General features: G+C 59.5%; 14 protein-coding genes. 3 read left to right on the top strand and 11 right to left on the bottom strand.

Features of this window, described 5'->3' with window-relative positions; genetic code table 11:
* Positions 1-3: 3 nt before the first annotated feature.
* Both GAO09_RS22505 and GAO09_RS30380 read left to right on the top strand, forming a co-directional pair.
* Positions 4-1,323 carry a c-type cytochrome gene (locus GAO09_RS22505; RefSeq protein ID WP_153357911.1) on the top strand — a complete coding sequence of 440 codons (1,320 nt, stop codon included), beginning with the start codon at positions 4-6 and terminating at the stop codon, positions 1,321-1,323.
* A gap of 280 nt (positions 1,324-1,603) precedes the next feature.
* On the top strand, positions 1,604-2,527 hold the full coding sequence (locus tag GAO09_RS30380; RefSeq protein ID WP_209018800.1) for an HD-GYP domain-containing protein: 924 nt from the start codon (positions 1,604-1,606) through the stop codon (positions 2,525-2,527).
* 4 nt (positions 2,528-2,531) lie between these two features.
* Here the strand turns inward: GAO09_RS30380 and GAO09_RS22515 are convergent, their stop codons facing one another.
* The 11 genes from GAO09_RS22515 to GAO09_RS22565 all read right to left on the bottom strand — a co-directional run bounded on the left by GAO09_RS22515 (position 2,532) and on the right by GAO09_RS22565 (position 17,767).
* Positions 2,532-4,127, bottom strand: a complete 1,596-nt coding sequence (locus GAO09_RS22515) for an ABC-F family ATP-binding cassette domain-containing protein (protein ID WP_153357916.1) — start codon at positions 4,125-4,127, stop codon at positions 2,532-2,534.
* 162 nt (positions 4,128-4,289) lie between these two features.
* Positions 4,290-5,462, bottom strand: a complete 1,173-nt coding sequence (locus GAO09_RS22520; RefSeq protein ID WP_153357919.1) for a Gfo/Idh/MocA family protein — start codon at positions 5,460-5,462, stop codon at positions 4,290-4,292.
* Positions 5,463-5,650: 188 nt separating this feature from the next.
* Positions 5,651-6,703 (bottom strand): sugar phosphate isomerase/epimerase family protein, encoded by a 1,053-nt coding sequence (locus GAO09_RS22525; protein WP_153357922.1) that lies wholly within the window; start codon positions 6,701-6,703, stop codon positions 5,651-5,653.
* Positions 6,704-6,786: 83 nt separating this feature from the next.
* Positions 6,787-7,752: a substrate-binding domain-containing protein gene (locus GAO09_RS22530; protein ID WP_153357925.1), complete on the bottom strand. Its 966-nt coding sequence runs from the start codon at positions 7,750-7,752 to the stop codon at positions 6,787-6,789.
* A 79-nt stretch (positions 7,753-7,831) separates the two neighbouring features.
* Positions 7,832-8,833 (bottom strand): ABC transporter permease, encoded by a 1,002-nt coding sequence (locus GAO09_RS22535; RefSeq protein ID WP_153357928.1) that lies wholly within the window; start codon positions 8,831-8,833, stop codon positions 7,832-7,834.
* A complete protein-coding gene (locus GAO09_RS22540) occupies positions 8,830-10,371 on the bottom strand; it encodes a sugar ABC transporter ATP-binding protein (RefSeq protein ID WP_153357931.1) in 1,542 nt (513 codons plus the stop codon). The genes GAO09_RS22535 and GAO09_RS22540 overlap by 4 nt, the downstream gene beginning before the upstream one ends.
* 413 nt (positions 10,372-10,784) lie before the next feature.
* Complete coding sequence (gene xylA, locus GAO09_RS22545; protein WP_153357934.1) at positions 10,785-12,095, bottom strand: xylose isomerase; 1,311 nt, start codon at positions 12,093-12,095, stop codon at positions 10,785-10,787.
* A 185-nt stretch (positions 12,096-12,280) separates the two neighbouring features.
* Positions 12,281-13,735 (bottom strand): xylulokinase, encoded by a 1,455-nt coding sequence (xylB, locus tag GAO09_RS22550; protein ID WP_153357937.1) that lies wholly within the window; start codon positions 13,733-13,735, stop codon positions 12,281-12,283.
* Positions 13,736-13,760: 25 nt separating this feature from the next.
* Positions 13,761-14,786, bottom strand: coding sequence for a LacI family DNA-binding transcriptional regulator (locus tag GAO09_RS22555; RefSeq protein ID WP_153357940.1), 1,026 nt, complete (start codon positions 14,784-14,786; stop codon positions 13,761-13,763).
* 141 nt (positions 14,787-14,927) lie between these two features.
* Complete coding sequence (locus GAO09_RS22560; protein ID WP_153357943.1) at positions 14,928-16,526, bottom strand: DHA2 family efflux MFS transporter permease subunit; 1,599 nt, start codon at positions 16,524-16,526, stop codon at positions 14,928-14,930.
* A gap of 44 nt (positions 16,527-16,570) precedes the next feature.
* Positions 16,571-17,767 carry an HlyD family secretion protein gene (locus GAO09_RS22565; protein WP_153357946.1) on the bottom strand — a complete coding sequence of 399 codons (1,197 nt, stop codon included), beginning with the start codon at positions 17,765-17,767 and terminating at the stop codon, positions 16,571-16,573.
* Between the two features lie 136 nt (positions 17,768-17,903).
* Between GAO09_RS22565 and GAO09_RS22570 the strand changes: the two genes are divergently transcribed.
* Entirely contained in the window at positions 17,904-18,587 is a 684-nt protein-coding gene (locus GAO09_RS22570; protein WP_153357950.1) for a TetR/AcrR family transcriptional regulator, read from the top strand.
* Positions 18,588-18,640: the final 53 nt, after the last annotated feature.

Here is an 18,640-nt window from a genome sequence, read left to right on the forward strand (position 1 = left end):
TCGATGAAAAAACTCGTTCGCGTTCTCGGCGTACTCGTCGTTCTCGGCATCATCGCCCTCCTCGCCTTCATCTTCGTGCCGGTGCAGCGCACCGGCCCGGCCACCCAGCTGGCAGCCGATTTCAAGCCAGCCAAGGGCCAGGGTGAATACGTCATGCGCGCCGGCGACTGTCTCGCCTGCCACACCAATGAAGGCGGCAAGCCTTTTGCCGGCGGCCGTGCAATCCAGAGCCCGATGGGCGCGATCTGGACCACCAACATCACGCCCGACAAGGAAACCGGCATCGGCAACTGGTCGCTCGACGATTTTCGCGCGGCCCTTTACGATGGCGTGACCCCGAACGGCACACATCTCTATCCGGCCATGCCGTATGAGAACTACCGCAAGATGTCGGAGGAGGACATTGTTGCCCTCTACGACTACTTCATGAACGAGGTGGAGCCGGTCTCCAACAAGGTCGAGGAAACCAAACTTGCCTTCCCGTTCAATCTGCGTTTCGGTCTCAGAGCCTGGAACTGGCTGGCTGCCAATTACGAACCCGGCTTCAAGCCCACGCAGGGCCAGGATGAACAGTTCAACCGCGGCAAATATCTGGTTGAAGGTGCAGGCCACTGCGCCGCCTGCCACAGCCCGCGCAATCTGTTCATGGCACAGGACGGCATCGACGACACGTCGAAGGCCTTCCTGACCGGCGGCGAGATCGACGGTTACACCGCCCCTGACCTGCGTGGTCCGGAAAGCGGCCCGCAGAAGTGGACGACCGAGCAAACAGCAGCCTATCTCGCGACTGCTCGTAACGCTCACTCCACGGCAACCGGCGAAATGATGCTCGTCGTGCGTGACTCGCTGCAGTACCTGACCAAAGAGGATAATATGGCGATTGCCGCCTACCTCAAGAAGATCGGTACAGGTGGCGAGAAAGCAGCGACTGCTCCGGCAGAACCTGTCGTCACCGAGACGGAAAAGATGCTGACGGAAGCCAAGGCGGACATGCCGCTCGGCCCCCGCCTTTATCTCGACAATTGCGGTGGCTGCCACCTCGTGAACGGCAAGGGTGCCGCGGAGATCTTCCCGGAACTCGACGACAACTCGCTTGTGACAGCCAAATCGCCGAAGGGGCTGATCAGCGTCATCCTGCACGGTGCGGAACTGCCGTCCACGGCCGACCGCCCAATGAAGGTGCGCATGCAGGGTTACGACAACCGTCTGTCGGACGAAGAAGTCGCAGCGCTTGCCACCTTCCTGCGTGAAGGCTGGACCAACAAGGCGCCGGCCGTTTCGGCTGCCGACGTCAAGGCCATCCGCGACCTTCCCAAACATTGATAACCACCCTGCCCCGCCGTGTAAAAATGGCGGGGCGGGACCATGATTTGGGGCTCTTTACAGTCGCATTTGAACATGTTCAAAAACAAACCATAAATTTAATTAGCAATTCGAAATCAAACATTTACGCGAATAAAAACTGATCAATTGTAATGAACTCGATCACAAAAAGGAGAAAAATACCCTCTTTCGGCACACCATAAAAATGTGACCGCCTATTTAAGTAATTTATTTATAGTCTTGATGGCCAAATCACCTCGTAATTCGAGGAATGATTGGCGTGATACTTCGTTTCCCCAAAAATCTTGTTCAGGCCGGCCTTTATATTGAGGCCGTCGAATGCCCCAGTGCCGAATTTCCGCGTCGGCGGTTCATGCTCGAATCCGAGGAGGATCTGAAATCCATCCTCCTGTCCTCCGCCGTTGACGTGCTTGTCAGCCAGCAGAAAAGCCGTGTGGATGTCGCAGCGCTTCTGGAGCGCGCCCCTGCCGGTTATTTCAAGCCCGCCCCCTTGAGCGAGCCGATGCGGCTGGAAACCAGCGCTGCCCTTGAAGGCGCGATGGATGCCATGCGCCAGGGCCTCGAAGCCATGGTCGACGGCAATATCGACATGACGCACATTACCGAGGCTGCCATCGCAGCCCGCCGCGGTGTCGAAAACGCGCCGGAACTTTTCGTGGAAATGACCCGCCTCAAGGCGAAGCACAAGGCGACCTATCTGCATTCGGTCGTCGTCGCCGGCCTGATGGCGCAGATGGCCGTTCTGCTCGAATATGATGACGAGATGGTCGACGAGATCGGTCGCGCCGGCATCCTGCACGATATCGGCAAGCTGCTCATTCCCAATGCCATCCTCAACAAGCCCGGCAAGCTGAATGCCGTCGAATGGCGGATGATCCGCAGCCACCCGGAAATCGGCTATCGCCACATGAAGGATCTGGGCGGCGTTTCCGAACTCATCCTCGATGTCTGCCGCCTGCACCATGAAGCGCTTGACGGCAGCGGTTATCCGCTTGGCCTCAAGGACGAGCAGATCATCCCGGTCGTGCGCATCTGCACCGTCTGCGACGTCTTCGATGCACTGACCAGCGTGCGCCCCTACAAGAAGGCGTGGACGACGGCAGACGCGCTGACCTGGATGTATGACCAGCCGCACATGTTCGACCGAAAGCTGATCCTGCGGCTGGGCTCGATGTTCCGGTAAAACCTCAGCCTTTCCGTCGCATCGGCAATTCCAGTCGGCGCGTGATGCCGGTCGCACGGAAAAACGCTTCGTCATGGCTGATGACGAGTAGAGCACCATCATAGGCGGCAAGCCCCTGCTCAACCATCGCGATCGAATCGAGATCCAGATGATTGGTCGGCTCATCGAGGATCAGCAACGGTGGCGGTCGCGTTCCTCCCAACACGCAGGCAAGCCCCGCCCTCAGCAATTGACCACCGCTCAGCGTTGAAACCGGCTGCAATGCCGCGTCGGCGCGGAACATGAAGCGGGCCAAGGCGGCCCTGCCCGCATTGTCATCGGCCTCCGGGTTGAGACGGCGAAAATTGTCCCGGATCGTTTCATCCGCCTTCAACATGCTGACGGCCTGGTCGAGCAGCGCATAATCCGTGAACACACGAACCGTGCCCTGCGATGGTGCGACGGCACCCGTGATCGCGCGGATCAGCGTCGTCTTGCCCGAACCGCTGGCGCCGATTACCGCGACCCGTTCCGGCCCGACCAGATCAAACGATATATCCGACAAAACAGGTGGGCGATCGCCATAACCGACGCTCAGATGATCGACCCGCAACACGACCTTGGTCGCCGGCAATCTGGTCGGAGGAATGTGCACTGACAACGGCTGCAATATCTCGATCCGTTGTCTGGCCTCCACAATCGCGGCCGACGCCTGCTGCTTTTGCCTTGCCGCCAGCCTCGCGTTTTCGCCGCTGGTGCCCTCGCTCTGCATTTTCAGCCCGCCCGCAGAAATCCGCGGCATGTCGCCCCGGTCTGCCTTGCGTTTGCCGGCGCCATCCCTGCGTGCCTTGCGCTCCACCTGCACCTGGGCGGTCCGGGCAATCTCGTCGAATGTCTTTTCCGCATCCGCCAGATCGTGTTCGGCAGCTGCGAGTTCCAATTGCTTGCGCTCCTGAAACCGGCTCCAGTTGCCGCCATAACGCCGGGCACTGACCGTCGTCAGTTCGACAATCGCATCCATACAGTCGAGCAGTTCACGGTCATGACTGACGACGATCGCCCCCGCCTTCCAGCGTGAAAGAAGATCGATGACGGCGATGCGCCCATCCCGGTCGAGATTGTTGGTTGGTTCGTCCAGCAGGAGGAAATCCGGTTCTTGAAAGACCAGCGAGCCGAGCCCCGCACGCGTGCGCTGCCCGCCGGAAAGTGCGGCAAGACGCGTCTCCGGTCCGGCATCGAGGCCGACGTCGGACAGGGCTGCAGCGATCCTTTCTTCAAGCAGCCAGTCGATGGTTGCGATTTCCTCGACGGTGGCGTCACCTGCAACCGCCTTGCCGAGAAGCGCAAGCTCGGTCGTGACGCCAAAAAGATCGGCAACCGTCGCGCCGTCATCGACCTGCACGCTCTGCCGCATCATGCCGATCCGGCCCTGCACGGAAACCGAGCCCGTCTGCGGCTGAATGTCTCCGGCGACAAGTTTCAGGATCGTCGTCTTGCCGACGCCATTGCGGCCGACAAGCCCTGCCCGTTCAGGGCCGAAACTCAGATCGAGATTGGGAAAAAGCGGGCGGCCGTCAGGCGTGGACCACGAAAGATTGGACAGGATTATGGAGGCAGGCATCTATATGATTTCCCTGGATTGCAAGGCAAAGCGGCGTTGCGATCGAGATGAAATCCATTGCGGCACACATCCTGTTGGTACTGCTGACTGCCCGTTTTTACCGGCGGACAGCGACCAAAACAAGGCGGACGGCAGCAGAGGTCTGCCGCCCGTCAAAACGGATCAGAGTTTTACCCAGGCGCCGTTCTTTTTCGAAGACGCCACGCAGGCCTCGACGAAGGCAACACCCTTCACGCCGTCATCGACGGTCGGATAGATGACCGCCTTGTCCAGCTTGGTGCCGTTCTTCTTGGCGTTGATGGCCAGAGCCGCTTCCGAATAGATCGTCGCAAAGGCTTCGAGATACCCTTCCGGATGACCGCCGGGAATACGCGACACACGCGCCGCAGCAGCACCGGCACCAGCACCATTGCGGGTGATCAGCCGCTTCGGCTCACCGAACGGCGTATACCACAAGAGGTTCGGGTTTTCCTGGGACCATTCCAGCCCGCCCTTTTCGCCATAAACGCGCAGTTTCAGGCCGTTTTCATTGCCCGGCGCCACCTGGCTGCACCACAACATGCCCTTTGCGCCTTCAGCAAACCGCAGCATCACATGGGCATTGTCATCCAGCCTGCGGCCCGGCACAAAACTGTCGAGATCGGCGGCGAGGCTTTCCAGCGTCAGGCCGGTGACGAAGGATGCAAGGTTATAGGCATGCGTGCCGATGTCGCCGGTCGAGCCACCGGCGCCCGACTGCGCCGGATCGGTGCGCCAGACGGCCTGCTTGGCGCCCGTCTGTTCGGCCGCTTCCGTCAGCCAGTCCTGCGCATATTCCACATTCACCACACGCAGCTTGCCGAGATCGCCATTGGCGATCATTTCGCGCGCCTGCCGCACCATCGGATAACCGGTGTAATTGTGGGTGAGGATAAAAAGCGCATCGCTTTCATCCGCCAGCTTCTTCAGCTTTTTGGCGTCCGCCAGATTGGAGGTCAGCGGCTTGTCGCAGATGACATGGATGCCGCGCTTCAGAAACTCGCGCGCGGCTTCGAAATGCACATGGTTGGGCGTGACGATCGACACCGCCTCGATGCCATCCTTCAGCCGCGCCTCGCGGATCGCCATGTCCTTGTAGGACCCATAGGTGCGGGCCGGGTCGAGCCCCAGTTCGCGGCCGGACGCCGCCGATTTTTCCGGCGTCGACGACAGCGCGCCTGATATCAGATCGAACCGGTCATCCAGCCGTGCCGCCATGCGATGCACCGCACCGATAAACGCACCCGAACCTCCGCCCACCATGCCGAGACGGATACGCCGCTCCCTTGCCGCTTCCTGTTTGCCTTCGATTGCCATGAAATATCTCCTTGAAATGTCTGTGGAGCAGTTGCCCCTCATCCGCCTGCCGGCACCTTCTCCCCGTAAAAAACGGGAGAAGGCCCCTAACGGCACCCTTTCCGTCCATCCACAATGTCGAGCGTGGCACGTCCCCTCTCCCCGCCTGCGGGGAGAGGGTTAGGGTGAGGGGCAGCCACCTGCGCCAATCACAGCCCCAGCATGCGCCGATTGGCCGCTTCATCCGTGCCGGCACCCGCAAAATCGTCGAACGCGTGTTCGGTGACGCGAATAATGTGCGCCTTGACGAACTCCGCCCCTTCCCGCGCGCCGTCTTCCGGATGTTTCAGCGCGCATTCCCACTCGACCACGGCCCAGCCGTCAAAATCGTTGGCGGCCATCTTGGAAAAGATCGAACCGAAATCGACCTGACCATCACCCGGCGAGCGGAAACGTCCGGCACGGTTTACCCAGCTCTGGAAACCGCCGTAAACGCCCTGCCGTCCGGTCGGATTGAATTCCGCGTCCTTGACGTGGAACATTTTTATCCGATCCTTGTAGATGTCGATGTTGTCGAGATAATCGAGGCATTGCAGCACGTAATGCGACGGATCGTAGAGCATGTTGGCGCGCGGATGGTTTTTGACGCGCTCCAGGAACATCTCGAAGGTGATGCCGTCATGCAGGTCTTCGCTCGGATGGATCTCGTAGCAGACGTCGACATCGTTTTCATCGGCATGGTTGAGGATCGGCGTCCAACGTTTCGCCAATTCGTCGAAGGCCGCTTCGACCAGACCGGCCGGACGCTGCGGGAACGGATAAAGATAAGGCCAGACCAGCGCGCCCGAAAAGGTCGCGTGTGCCTTGATGCCGAGATGTCTTGAAGCGCTGATGCCCATCTTGACCTGCTCGACCGCCCATTCCTGCCGGGCTTTCGGATTGCCACGCACTTCCGGTGCGGCAAAACCGTCGAACACTTCGTCATAGGCCGGATGTACGGCCACAAGCTGGCCCTGCAGATGGGTGGAAAGCTCGGTGATCTCGACGCCGTTCTGGCGGGCCACACCGGCCAGTTCGTCGCAATAATCCTTGGAGTTCGAGGCCTTTTTCAGGTCGATCAGCTGGCTCGCCCAGGTCGGCACCTGCACGCCAAGATAACCCTTGTCGGCCGCCCATTTGGTGATGCCGTCCCAGGAATTGAACGGTGCCGCGTCGCTTGCAAACTGGCCGAGAAAGATGCCCGGTCCCTTGATCGTCTTCATGAAAATACCTCCGCTTTTTTTACAATTCAAAACATGGACCGGGCGCGCATGGAAACAACCGTGCGCGCCCGGGAAAAGCCAAATCAGAATGGCGAGTCAGGGAAATAGAAGTCCTTGGCGTTGTCCTTGGTCACCAGCGTAGCATCGAGGATGTAATTGCCGCTGACCGGCACCTGATCGTAGAAACCGCCGGCGGTGAGCTGCATGGCGGTCGCCACCATGGCCGGCGGATACAGCACGTCGACCGGCATCATCTTGTCGCCATCCATGACCTTCTTGATCATATCCTTCGAACCGGCGCCGCCGACGACATATTTGATGTCGGTGCGGTTGGCTTGGCTGATGGCTTCCATGACACCGACGGCCATATCGTCATCCTGGCACCAGACCACGTCGATCTTCGGATATTTGGTGAGATAATCCTGCATGACGCGAAAGGCGTCGTCGCGGCTCCAGTTGCCGTACTGGCGATCCAGAATTTTGACCTTCGAGCCTTCGATACCCTTGTCAAAGCCGTCCTGACGCTGCTGATCGATCGGGATCGGCAGACCGCGAATGATCACCACTTCGGCGTCCGGCGTGGTCTTGGCGATGTACTGACCGGCGACTTCACCGAGCGCCGGGTTGTTGCCGGCCACATAGAGATCGCGGATCGTGTTGTCGTTGACGGAAGGCGCGCGGTCGACCAGCGCCACGAATTTTCCGTCATCCTTGACCTGCTGGATGGCCGAAACGAGCTGATCCGGATCGGTCGGCAGGATGACCAGCGCGTCGATGCCCTGCACGGCCAGATCCTGCACGGCATTGGCCTGGCTTGCCGGATCCGCCGAAGTCTTGACGATGACGTTGAGGCCCTTGTGTTCGGCCATCAGAAGTTTGGCGACACGTTCGGCATGGAACACCACGCCGGCCGTCCAGCCATGGTCGGCGGCCGGAATGGACACGCCGATCGTTACCTTTTTTGCTTCCTGCGCCCAGCTGACGCCGGGGCCGATGGCGACCGTGGCAGCGAGTGCCGCTGCGGCAATCCCAAAAGTTCTTCTGCGCATGTTCTCTCTCCCAAGATGAACGGGGTCTCTCCTCCCCACCGGACCCGCCCCAGATGGCCCGGCGTAACTGTAAAACCTGTTATTTTCGCATCAGCGTGCGCTGCACCAGCATGGCGATGATGATGATCGCTCCCTGGATCGCGCCGATCAGATATTCGCTGACGAAATTGGAAAGCAGCATGATATTGCCGACGATTTCCAGAATGAACGCCCCGCAGATCGTGCCCCAGATGCGGCCCACACCACCCCGCAAGGCGGTGCCGCCGACCACGACGGCAGTAATCGCCTGCAATTCCCACAGAATGCCGGTGGTTGCCGAAGTCGAGCCCAGACGCGGCACATAGATGATGACGGCAACGGCGACGCACAGGCCCTGAATGACATAGGCAATGGTGCGCACTTTTTGCACCGAAATGCCGGAGTAGCGTGCCACTTCCTCATTGGAACCGACCGCGATCACATGCCGGCCAAAACGGGTGCGGTATAGCACGAAGGCGGCGATCGCGGCGGTCACGAAGATCACGATGATCGGGATCGGAACGCCAAACACATCGCCAAAATAGACCGGGCGATAGAGCTGCTGCAGTTCGCGGTCGCGAACGGTGATCGATCCGCCCTGAGACAGCCACGTCGTCAGGCCGCGATAGATGCCCATCATGCCGAGCGTGGCGATAAAAGGTTCGATCTTGCCAACCGTGGTGATCAAACCATTGGTGAGGCCGCAGGCGGCGCCGAGGATCAAGGCAAGCAACATCGCCACGATCAGCATCAGCATCGGATCGGCAACCGCGCCGGAATTCATGAACAGGATCATCAGGCTGGCCACGAAGGCGACCATCGAGCCGACCGACAGATCAAGCCCGCCGGACGAGATGACGTAGGTCGCACCCAGCGCGATGACGGCAATGAAGGCACTACGGGTGATGACATTGGTGAGGTTGGCGAGCGAGACGAAATTCGGATTGGCGAAATAGCCCAGCACCAGAAGCAGCGCCAGCGCCACGAATGGCGCGATCGCCGCCATGTCCCAGTCTTTTGACGTTTTGGGCGCCTTGGTGGTGTCCGTTGCGACCGCGTTCATGCCGCCTCCCCCGCGCCTGCATTCACACCCGTCGCCAGCTGCACGATCTCGTTTTCGGTCATACGTTCCCCCTCCACTTCACCAACGATCGTCCCTGAGCGCATGACATGGATGCGGTCGCAGATGCCGATCAGCTCAGGCATTTCGGAGGAGACGACGATGATCGATCGCCCCTCTTCGGCCAGCCCGGCAATGAACTTGTAGATCTGTTCCTTGTTGCCGATATCGATGCCGCGCGTCGGCTCATCGATGATGACGACCTGTGGATCGAGCAGCATCATTTTTGCAAGCAGCAGTTTTTGCTGGTTGCCGCCGGAAAGCTGGCCCGCGAGGATATTTTTTGTGGCCGTGCGGATATCGAAATCCTCGATCGCCTTGTCGAGAGCATCGCTTTCCCGCTTGCTATCGATCTGAAAGCCGCGAATGAACTTTCCGAGCGATGCCAGCGTCAGGTTGGTGCGCAGGTCCTTGGTCAAGAGCAGGCCCTTGCCCTTGCGGTCTTCCGACAGATAGGCGACGCCGGCTTTCAGGCTGGAATGAACGTCGGTGAACGCTACCGAATGACCGCGAAACGTCACTTTGCCTTTTCCCGGACGAAGACCCACCAGCCCCTCCATCAATTCTGTACGTCCGGCACCGATCAGCCCGGCAAAGCCGAGGATTTCTCCCTTGCGCAGGGAAAAACTTGCGCCGCGCGCATAACCCGGCACGTCGAAATCTTCGACATTCAACACGGTCTCCCGCGCCTCGGCGGTATGCCGATCGGGATAGAGTTTTGCCACATCCCGGCCGACCATCAACCGCGCCATATCGGCGGGCTGCAATTCGGATGTTTCGTGTGAGGCGACCAATCGGCCATCGCGCAATACAGTGACGCGATCGGCGATCTCCTTCACCTCCGGCAGCCGGTGCGAAATGTAGAGGATGCCGACACCCTTGGCGCGGATATCGCGAATGACCTTTAACAGCGCCTCGGTTTCATGCGGTGTCAGCGAGGCGGTCGGCTCATCGAAGATGACGATGCGATGTGGCACCAGCAGCACGCGGGCGATCTGCACCAGTTGCCGCTGCGCGATGGAAAGCCGCGAGACAATGGCATTCGGATCGAGATCGCCGCCAAGATCGCGGACCGCCTTTGCGGCTCCCTCGTTCATAGTCCGGTCGTCCAGCGCAAGACCCTTGCCGAGTTCGCGGCCGAGATAGATGTTCTGGGCAACCGTCAGGTCCGGTGCGAGAAGAATTTCCTGATGCACCAGCACGATGCCGTGGTTTTCCGCATCCACCGGGCCGGCAAAACTGACCGGTTTACCGTCGATCCGCAACTCGCCGCGGGTCGGCTGATGGTTGCCCGCAAGGATTTTCATGAGCGTCGATTTGCCAGCACCGTTTTCGCCGATAATGGCGTGAACCTCTCCTGCCCGAACGGTCAGGTCGATATCCTTCAGAACCTCGACAATACCAAATGTCTTCGACAATCCCGCGCCTTGCAGCAGCGGCACCGCATGATCGCTCACTCCCTCGGGCGCAAAAACGCTCATGAGCAAGCCACAAAATTCAGGTGCGTCGATACGCGTTCGAATGGAAACGCAGATCGAACGCCAGCCTCCTCGCAAGCGGTCGAATGCATTGATAGTCCTCCTGATTGTGGAGGCTAGCCAAGATTATGAGGTACGTAAAGCAGGAATTGCCGATCAAGCCTCAACCAAATGTGAGCACGTAAGATGACAGATTATCAACAATCTTTACGAGCATTACCGTTGACGAATTAGTTTATTCTAATATAAATTGTATTTGACTGAAATCGCAGCCAGAGCCCGGCGCGGCGGACCCTCATTAGGAGGCGTCGGGCTTCTGGCGCGGGTCAGCCTGTTAAGAACTTCAAATATTTGCGGGCAGAAACGAATTTCGTCTCTGCCCGCAAATGCGTTTTGCCTTGTCTCTCAGATGTCGATCAAACGTAACGATTGACGACGTTTTCCAACAATTCCTGACGGCCGGACTTTGGCTCGGGATTGATGTTTTCGCGCTCCACCCTGGCGGTGATTTCTTCCAGCGAATAATCGCCGCGCAGCATCTTTTGCGCTTCTGCGTCATTCCACTTGGCGTAACGGTCGGCCAGCGGCTTCGACAGCGCGCCATCCTCCAGCATCTTCGCCGCAGCCTTGAGACCGCGTGCGCAAGAATCCATGCCGCCGATATGGCCGATCAGCAGATCTTCCGGGTTGATCGACTGGCGGCGCAGTTTGCTATCGAAATTGGTGCCGCCGGTGGTGAAGCCGCCCGCGAGCAGAACCTGATAATAGGCCAGCGCCATTTCCGGCACGTTGTTGGGGAACTGGTCGGTATCCCAGCCGGACTGGTAATCGTTGCGGTTCATATCGATCGAACCAAAGATGCCGTGGGCGTTGGCGAGTGCCAGTTCGTGTTCGAACGTGTGGCCGGCCAGAATGGCGTGGCCCTGCTCGATGTTCATCTTCACCTCGTTTTCGAGGCCGTACTTTTTCAGGAAGCCGTAGACTGTAGCGACGTCGTAATCGTACTGGTGCTTGGTCGGTTCCTGCGGTTTCGGCTCGACGAGGATTGCGCCCTTGAAGCCGATCTTGTGTTTGTAATCGACCACCATGTGCAGCATGCGCGCCATCTGGTCGAACTCGCGGGAAAGGTCCGTGTTGAGCAGGGTTTCGTAACCCTCGCGACCGCCCCACAGAACATAGTTCTCGCCGCCCAGCTTTTGCGTGGCGTCCATGCAGGTCTTGATGGTGGCAGCCGAATAGGCAAACACGTCCGGGTCGGGATTGGTGGATGCGCCCGACATGAAACGGCGGTTGGAAAACAGGTTAGCCGTGCCCCACAGCAGTTTTACGCCGGTCTCTTCCTGCTTCTGGGCAAAGTAATCAACGATCTCTTCCAGGTTCTTTTTATCTTCCGCGAACGTCTTGCCTTCAGGGCGTGCGTCGGCATCGTGGAAGCAATAATAGGGCGCGCCGAGCAGCGAGAACATTTCGAAGGCGACATCGGCCTTCAGCTTGGCCTTCTCCATCTCGCCGTCATACCACGGGCGATCAAACGTGCGGCCACCGAACGGGTCGCTGCCTTCCCAGGCAAACGAATGCCAATAGGCAACGGCAAAGCGAAGATGGTCCTCCAGCCGCTTGCCGGCGACGATCTCGTCGGGATTGTAGAAACGGTAGGCCAGCGGATTGGTGCTGTCCGGGCCTTCATATTTGATCTTCTGGATATCGCCGAAAAAGCCGGTTTTCATATGGGTCTCCTCCCTGAAAAGATGATTTTGATGATTACGCATAAATTTGAGGTACGTAAATCAGAATATGACGTACGTACCTCATTGCAAGATAAAAATCGCCGCGAGGCAGCGATCTTCGGTTTTGAGGTGTTTGGGCGATGAGATGTTTTCACTCACCGCCACGGGGAATAGCTCCCTAAAAATCAGCTGGCCAGCGCACGAATGGCCGGATAAGCGGCGCGATAACGGGCGTAAGCTGCCTCATAACCTTCGCTCAGGCCGGCAACCGGATCGATCGTGGTTTCCGTTTTCGGCGCGGTGCAGACCGCAACCGGATCAGCACCGGTCGCGGCAATCAGGCCGAGACGCGCGGCACCGAAAGCCGCACCGAAATCGCCGTCCGCCGGAATATCCACCGGCACGCCGAGTGATGTGGCAATCGACGCCAGCCAATAGCGCGAGCGCGAACCGCCACCGATGGCAGTCACGCGTTCGATCTGCGTACCGGCCGATTTCAGCGCTTCGAGATTGTCGCGGATGGCGAAGGTCACGCCTTCCAGCACGGCTTGCGTCAGCACCGAACGGCTGGATTCATGCTCCAGCCCGAGGAAGGCACCGCGAATGACAGCATCGTTGTGCGGCGTGCGCTCGCCGGAAAGATACGGCAGGAAGGTGACGCCGGACGGTGCTTTCAGCGTGTCGCCAAGCTCGGCCACTAGATCGGCAGCGGGCTTGCCGCTCACCTTTGAATGCCAGTTGAGCGCATCGGTGGCAGACAGGATGACGCCCATCTGGTGCCATGTCTTTGGCAGCGCATGGCAGAAGGCATGCACGGCGCTTTCCGGCTTCGGCAGATAACTGTCGGTGGCGGCAAACAGCACGCCCGACGTGCCGAGCGACACGAAGGCGGAGCCGTGCGACACGGTACCCATGCCGATGGCCGAGGCCGCATTGTCCCCTGCCCCGCCGGCAACGACCACGTCGTCGGCCATGCCCCATTCGGCAAGCAGCTCGCCGCGCAGTTTTCCGGCCTGATCCGTGCCTTCCACCAGCGAGGGCATCTGTTTTTCGGAAAGATCGGTGGCCGCCAGAAGCTCGGCCGACCATTTGCGAGCGCCCGTGTCGAGCCAAGATGTCCCGGCAGAATCCGACATTTCGGAAATGTGCTCACCGGTCAGCCAAAGACGCAAAAAGTCCTTGGGCAGCAGTACCTTGGCTACCTTCGCAAAGATGTCGGGTTCGTTGTTCTTCACCCATGCCAGTTTTGGCGCGGTGAAGCCGGGGAACACGATATTGCCGGTCAGCTTGCGGAAAATCGGATTGGCGTCGAGAGCGGCTGCTTCCTTGTGCGAACGCGTATCATTCCACAGGATGCAGGGGCGCAGGACCTTGTCATCGGCATCCAGCAGCGTCGCGCCATGCATCTGGCCGGAAAGGCCGATGCCCTTCACCGCCGACAATTCCTTCGGGAATTTTGCTTTCAGCCCGGCAACCGCCTCCTCTGTGGCGCGCACCCAGTGTTCCGGGTCCTGTTCCGACCAGCCGGGATGCGGACGCGACACATCGAGCAAACCATTGGCCGAACCGATGATCTTCTGATCGCCGTCGATAAGCAGCGCCTTTACGCCGGACGTGCCGAGATCGAGACCGAGATACATGCTGTTTCCTTTCCTCCCGCCGCCTTCAGGGCAGGTTGTCCTTCAAGAAAATGTCTATGCGAATACGTTCCTGCGCGGCGATGACAGGTAGGCCATCCGCCTTCGCCTTCAAGACACGGATGGCGCTGCGCACCTCATGCCCGGCATCCTGATTGAGCACGGCATCAATCGTGCCATCCACCAATGCGGCGCTGCTTAGCCCCGTCAACTCGTGCAGGATCACCACCGGCGCAGGCGAAAGCGGTTTTGCCTCCAGCACCGGCAAAAGACCGCGATTACCAGCACCCAGACTGTAGATGCCACAGATGTCGGGATGCTGACGCAGCACATCGCCGATCAGCGTTTCCACCAACTCCGGATCATCCCGGCCCTCAACGGCGGGCAGCAATGCCAAGTGCGGAAAATTCTGGCGCATCACCTCGGCAAACCCATCGAGACGTTCGCGGTGATCGCGCACCATCAGCGAACCGGCCAGCGGCACAATCTTGCCTTGCCTCGAGCCCAGAAAACGCCCCATCAAAGTGGCGGCAGTGCGCCCGGCGGCGATATTGTCGATACCGGCATAATGATCGCGCGGCGATTGGCTGAGATCGGAGACAAGCGTCACCATCGGAATGCCAGCAGCCGCCACACGGCCTGCTGCCTCGCGCACGTCAGGCGCATCGACAGCCACGAAAGCGACACCAGCCGCATCACCGGCGGCGACCTTGTCCAGCGCTGCTACGAGAGCCGCACTTTCCAGCGCCGGCACGTCGATCACCTCGATCCGCGTGCGCTCGGTCCCGGAGCGGGCGATCGCCTCCTCCACCTCGCGGCGCAGACCGAGCATGAAAGGGTTTTCGTTGACCGGCAGAATGAAGACAAACGGGTAAACGCGGCTCTTCGCGAGATTTGCGGCAGCGACATCGCGCACATAACCAAGAGACGCAATCGCTTCCTCGACCCGCACTCGCGTGCCTTCGCGCACACCCGGCCGGGCATTGAGCACACGGTCAACGGTGGCAAGGCTGACGCCGGCACTTCTGGCGATGTCATGGACCGTCGGCTTCATGCGCACTCCTCCGCCCGTGTGGTAGCGAAAAAGCTGAGGTACGTAAATCAGATTTTTGTCGCAACTCGTGCCGCTCAACAGCAAAACGGGGCCGCTGCTTAAGGCAGCGACCCCGAGTGGCGCGGTGGATTCCTTGAAAAATCAGTGGCCGCCGCCACCGCCTCCGCCACCTTGCGGGGCAGGCTTGGAGATTGCGGCAACACCCAAAATCATCATGCCGAACAGTACGGTGAGGATCATGAAGACATCGCTGAACGACATCACCACGGCCTGTTTGGTGGCAAGCTGCACCATCTGTTTGATGGCGCCGGTCGTCCCATCAAGCCCATAGGTATTGAGGTTTGCGGCCATGTTGTTGAGCTGGCTGACGGCTGCCTGATTGCCCCAATCGAGGTTTTCGCGCAGCCGTTCGTAATGCACGTCCTGACGGTTGGACAAAAGCGTGCTGATGATCGCCAAACCAACGGCGCCGCCGAGGTTACGGGTCAGGTTGAACAGGCCGGAGGCACCGCGGATACGGGCGGGCGGCAGCGTGCCGAGCGCGATATTGTTGATCGGCACCATGCACATCATCAGGCCGAAACCGCGCAGGATCTGCGGAATGAACAGCTCATAAAAATCCCAGTCGGCGGTGATGCCGGTCATGATGTAAGTGCCGGCGGCAAAGCTGATGAAGCCCAACACCATCATCGCCCGCAGGTCCATGACCGTCGAAAGCTTGCCCGCAATCGGCGCAGTGAAGAACATCGCCAGACCCGAGACGAACATCGTCTCTCCGATCATCAGACTGTCATAACCGCGAATACGGCCGAGATAGACCGGATAGATATAGGTCAGACCGTAAAGTCCGATGCCCATGACGAAGGAGAAGATCGAACCGAAGGCGAAGTTTCGATTGGCAAAGGCGGTCAGATCCACCACCGGGAATTCCGAGGTAAAGGCGCGGTAGAAAAACACGACACAGCCGGCAGCCGACGCAATCGCGCCGATGACGATCATGTGGTCGTTGAACCAGTCGTTGGAATTGCCCTCTTCCAGCACATATTCAAGCCCGCCGAGGAAGACGCCCATGGCGGCCAAACCCCACCAGTCGAACTTCTTGAACAGCGACAGTTCAGGCTTGTCGAAATCGATGAACTTCCATGTGACGACGGCGACAATGATGCCCGGAATGATGTTGACCAGAAACAGCCAGTGCCACGAAAACGCGTGCGAAAGATACCCCCCGACGGTCGGGCCGATGGTCGGCGCGAGCGTCGCGATCAGACCGATGATCGGCGAGACGATGGCGCGTTTCGACGGCGGAAAGATGGTGAAGGCCGCAGCAAACACCGACGGGATCATGCCGCCACCGATAAAGCCCTGAATGGCGCGGTAGACGATCATCTGGTCGATATTCGACGCCGTGGCGCAGAGCGCGCTGGCGATGGTAAAACCGGCAGCCGAGAAGGCAAAGAGATACCGTGTCGACACGATGCGTGCGAGCGTGCCCGACAGCGGGATCATGATCACTTCGGCGATCAGGTAGGATGTCTGCACCCAGCCGATCTCGTCCGAACCGGCGGAGAGGCCGGCCTGGATTTCCGACAGCGATGCCGAAACGATCTGGATATCGAGGATCGACATGAACATGCCGAGCACCATGGCGAAGAAAGCGATCAGCTTTCTCCGGTCCATGGGGGCATCCGCCACCGAAGTGGCGGGCATCGATCCTGCAGTTGTCGTTGCGCTCCCAGCCATGGGGACCACCTCCGCCCTCAACGGGCCGTTAGATCCGAGCCGGGTTAGTTTTTCGGTGCCGTGCGCGTGTCGACATCGACGACGACGCTCAGACCGGCGCGCAGACGACCGCTATCCAGTGCGTCCTGCGGCAGGGCGATACGCACCGGCACGCGCTGGATGATCTTGGTAAAGTTGCCTGTGGCGTTTTCCGGCGGCAGCAGCGAGAAGACCGAACCGGAAGCCGGCGAGATGGACTGCACCGTGCCGGTGATCGCATCGTCGCTATAGGCGTCGACATGCACCTTCACGTGTGCACCCGGTTCCAGATGCTGGATCTGCGTTTCCTTGAAATTGGCGTCGATATAAAGCTGACGCGTCGGCACCAGCGCCATCAGCCGCTGACCTGAGGAAACGAGATCGCCTTCCTGAACCGAACGGTTGCCGACGACACCGTCATACGGCGCCTTCAGGATGGTGAAGGACAGATCGCGGGCTGCCTTGTCACGCTGAAGTTCGAGACCGCGGATCTGGCCTTCGGCTTCGCGCTTCTGGGCGTCGAGGATCTTGATATTGGCCTGAGCGCTGGCAATGCTGGCCTGACCACCCACGAGATTGGCCTTGGCCTGATCGAGCGCGATATTGGCGCTGTCGAGATCGGCGGCGGTGCCGGCCGACTTCGCCTGCAACTCGGCCTGACGCTTCTGGGTGATTTCGGCACCACGCACGGCCGCCTGCAAGGCAACCTGCTGGGCCTCAGCCTGCTCGACGCTGGCATTGCCGGCAGCGATCTGCGCATCGATGCGTGTCAGCGACAATTTTTGCGTTTCGATGGCGGCATTGGCCTGATCGAGCGCGTTCTGGTAATCGCCGTTGTCGAGCGTAACAAGCGTGTCGCCGGCCTTAACCTGCTGGTTGGCAACCACATTGACCTTCGACACGAAGGCGGTGACCTTCGGTGTGATCGTGGCAATGTCGCCTTCGATATAGGCGTCGTCGGTGGACACCATGAAACGGCCGGTCGTCCACCATTCATAACCATACCATGCACCACCGGCGAGAAGCGCCAGCACCACGATGGGCAGAACCACCCCACGCTTCTTTTTCTTCGGCTCGGCTTTCTGCTCGGCAGTTGCCGCAGCCGTCGCCGTCGGGGCAGTCGGCGCGTTGGCCGGGGCCTCCGTGCGGGCTTCGGCCTTGTCGTCTTCGACAGCTTCGAGCTTTACGGCGCGCTTAGCGCCGGAATTTTGAGATGCGTTCATGGTATCGACCATCTACATAGGGAGAGCGGGGCACCAATCGAACCGATCGGTTTAATCGGGCTTGACTTAGAACTTTGCAAAACACATATCAAGGGCCAATCGAACCGATCGGTTCGAAATGATGAAAAAAGGTAAAATGGATAGTTCGAAGACATTGCCGGTTACCGAGACCTCTGCGCCCGCAGGCCGTTTTGCCGCCGGCGCGGACCCGGCAAAACGCGAGCAGATCGTCGACGGTGCTAAACGCGTGTTCATGCAGAAAGGTTTCGATGCCGCCAGCATGAACGACATCACCCGCGAGGCCGGTGTGTCGAAAGGCACGATCTACGTCTATTTTGACAACAAGGAAGATCTGTTCATCGCGATGGTGGAACGCGAGCGCGCCGCCTTCCTGGCAGCACTGCGCACCGTGTTGAAAGACAACGAGAATGTCGAAACGGGCCTGCGGGAATTCGGCATCAAATTTCTCGAACACCTGACCGACGAAAAGATCGTCAATGCCATGCGCACCGTGCTTGGCGTGCGCGAACGCATGCCGGATCTCTGTGCCCGCTTTTTCCGCGGCCCGCAGAACCTACGCACCGTGCTGAAGGACTTTTTGACCCTGCATGTAGAGGCCGGCTCGCTTGAGATCGACGATATCGAGCTTGCTTCCGGACAGTTTCTCGATCTCGCCAGCGGCAGCTTTTTCAAGTTCCGCCTGTTCGGCACTATGCCGGAGGCACCGCCGCGTGAAGAGATAGAGCGCGTCATCCGCGGCGCCATTCATGTCTTCATGGCGGCCTACGGGCAGAAAAAAACCAACTCTCCTGCGGAATAATAGTCATGCGGCGCACGTATACCCCAGACGTGCGCTTGTTTCACTGAAACTGG

This window comes from Endobacterium cereale (assembly GCF_009617585.1).
Taxonomy (GTDB): domain Bacteria; phylum Pseudomonadota; class Alphaproteobacteria; order Rhizobiales; family Rhizobiaceae; genus Neorhizobium; species Neorhizobium cereale.

What these genes read in the sequence shown, in the direction of transcription:
- GAO09_RS22505 (WP_153357911.1), top strand. Translation starts at nt 4, where the DNA reads ATGAAAAAACTCGTTCGCGTTCTCGGCGTACTCGTCGTTCTCGGCATC.
- GAO09_RS22515 (WP_153357916.1), bottom strand. Translation starts at nt 4,127, where the DNA reads ATGCCTGCCTCCATAATCCTGTCCAATCTTTCGTGGTCCACGCCTGAC.
- GAO09_RS22520 (WP_153357919.1), bottom strand. Translation starts at nt 5,462, where the DNA reads ATGGCAATCGAAGGCAAACAGGAAGCGGCAAGGGAGCGGCGTATCCGT.
- GAO09_RS22525 (WP_153357922.1), bottom strand. Translation starts at nt 6,703, where the DNA reads ATGAAGACGATCAAGGGACCGGGCATCTTTCTCGGCCAGTTTGCAAGC.
- GAO09_RS22530 (WP_153357925.1), bottom strand. Translation starts at nt 7,752, where the DNA reads ATGCGCAGAAGAACTTTTGGGATTGCCGCAGCGGCACTCGCTGCCACG.
- GAO09_RS22535 (WP_153357928.1), bottom strand. Translation starts at nt 8,833, where the DNA reads ATGAACGCGGTCGCAACGGACACCACCAAGGCGCCCAAAACGTCAAAA.
- GAO09_RS22540 (WP_153357931.1), bottom strand. Translation starts at nt 10,371, where the DNA reads ATGAGCGTTTTTGCGCCCGAGGGAGTGAGCGATCATGCGGTGCCGCTG.
- xylA (WP_153357934.1), bottom strand. Translation starts at nt 12,095, where the DNA reads ATGAAAACCGGCTTTTTCGGCGATATCCAGAAGATCAAATATGAAGGC.
- xylB (WP_153357937.1), bottom strand. Translation starts at nt 13,735, where the DNA reads ATGTATCTCGGTCTCGATCTCGGCACGTCCGGCGTAAAGGCGCTGCTT.
- GAO09_RS22555 (WP_153357940.1), bottom strand. Translation starts at nt 14,786, where the DNA reads ATGAAGCCGACGGTCCATGACATCGCCAGAAGTGCCGGCGTCAGCCTT.
- GAO09_RS22560 (WP_153357943.1), bottom strand. Translation starts at nt 16,526, where the DNA reads ATGGCTGGGAGCGCAACGACAACTGCAGGATCGATGCCCGCCACTTCG.
- GAO09_RS22565 (WP_153357946.1), bottom strand. Translation starts at nt 17,767, where the DNA reads ATGAACGCATCTCAAAATTCCGGCGCTAAGCGCGCCGTAAAGCTCGAA.
- GAO09_RS22570 (WP_153357950.1), top strand. Translation starts at nt 17,904, where the DNA reads ATGGATAGTTCGAAGACATTGCCGGTTACCGAGACCTCTGCGCCCGCA.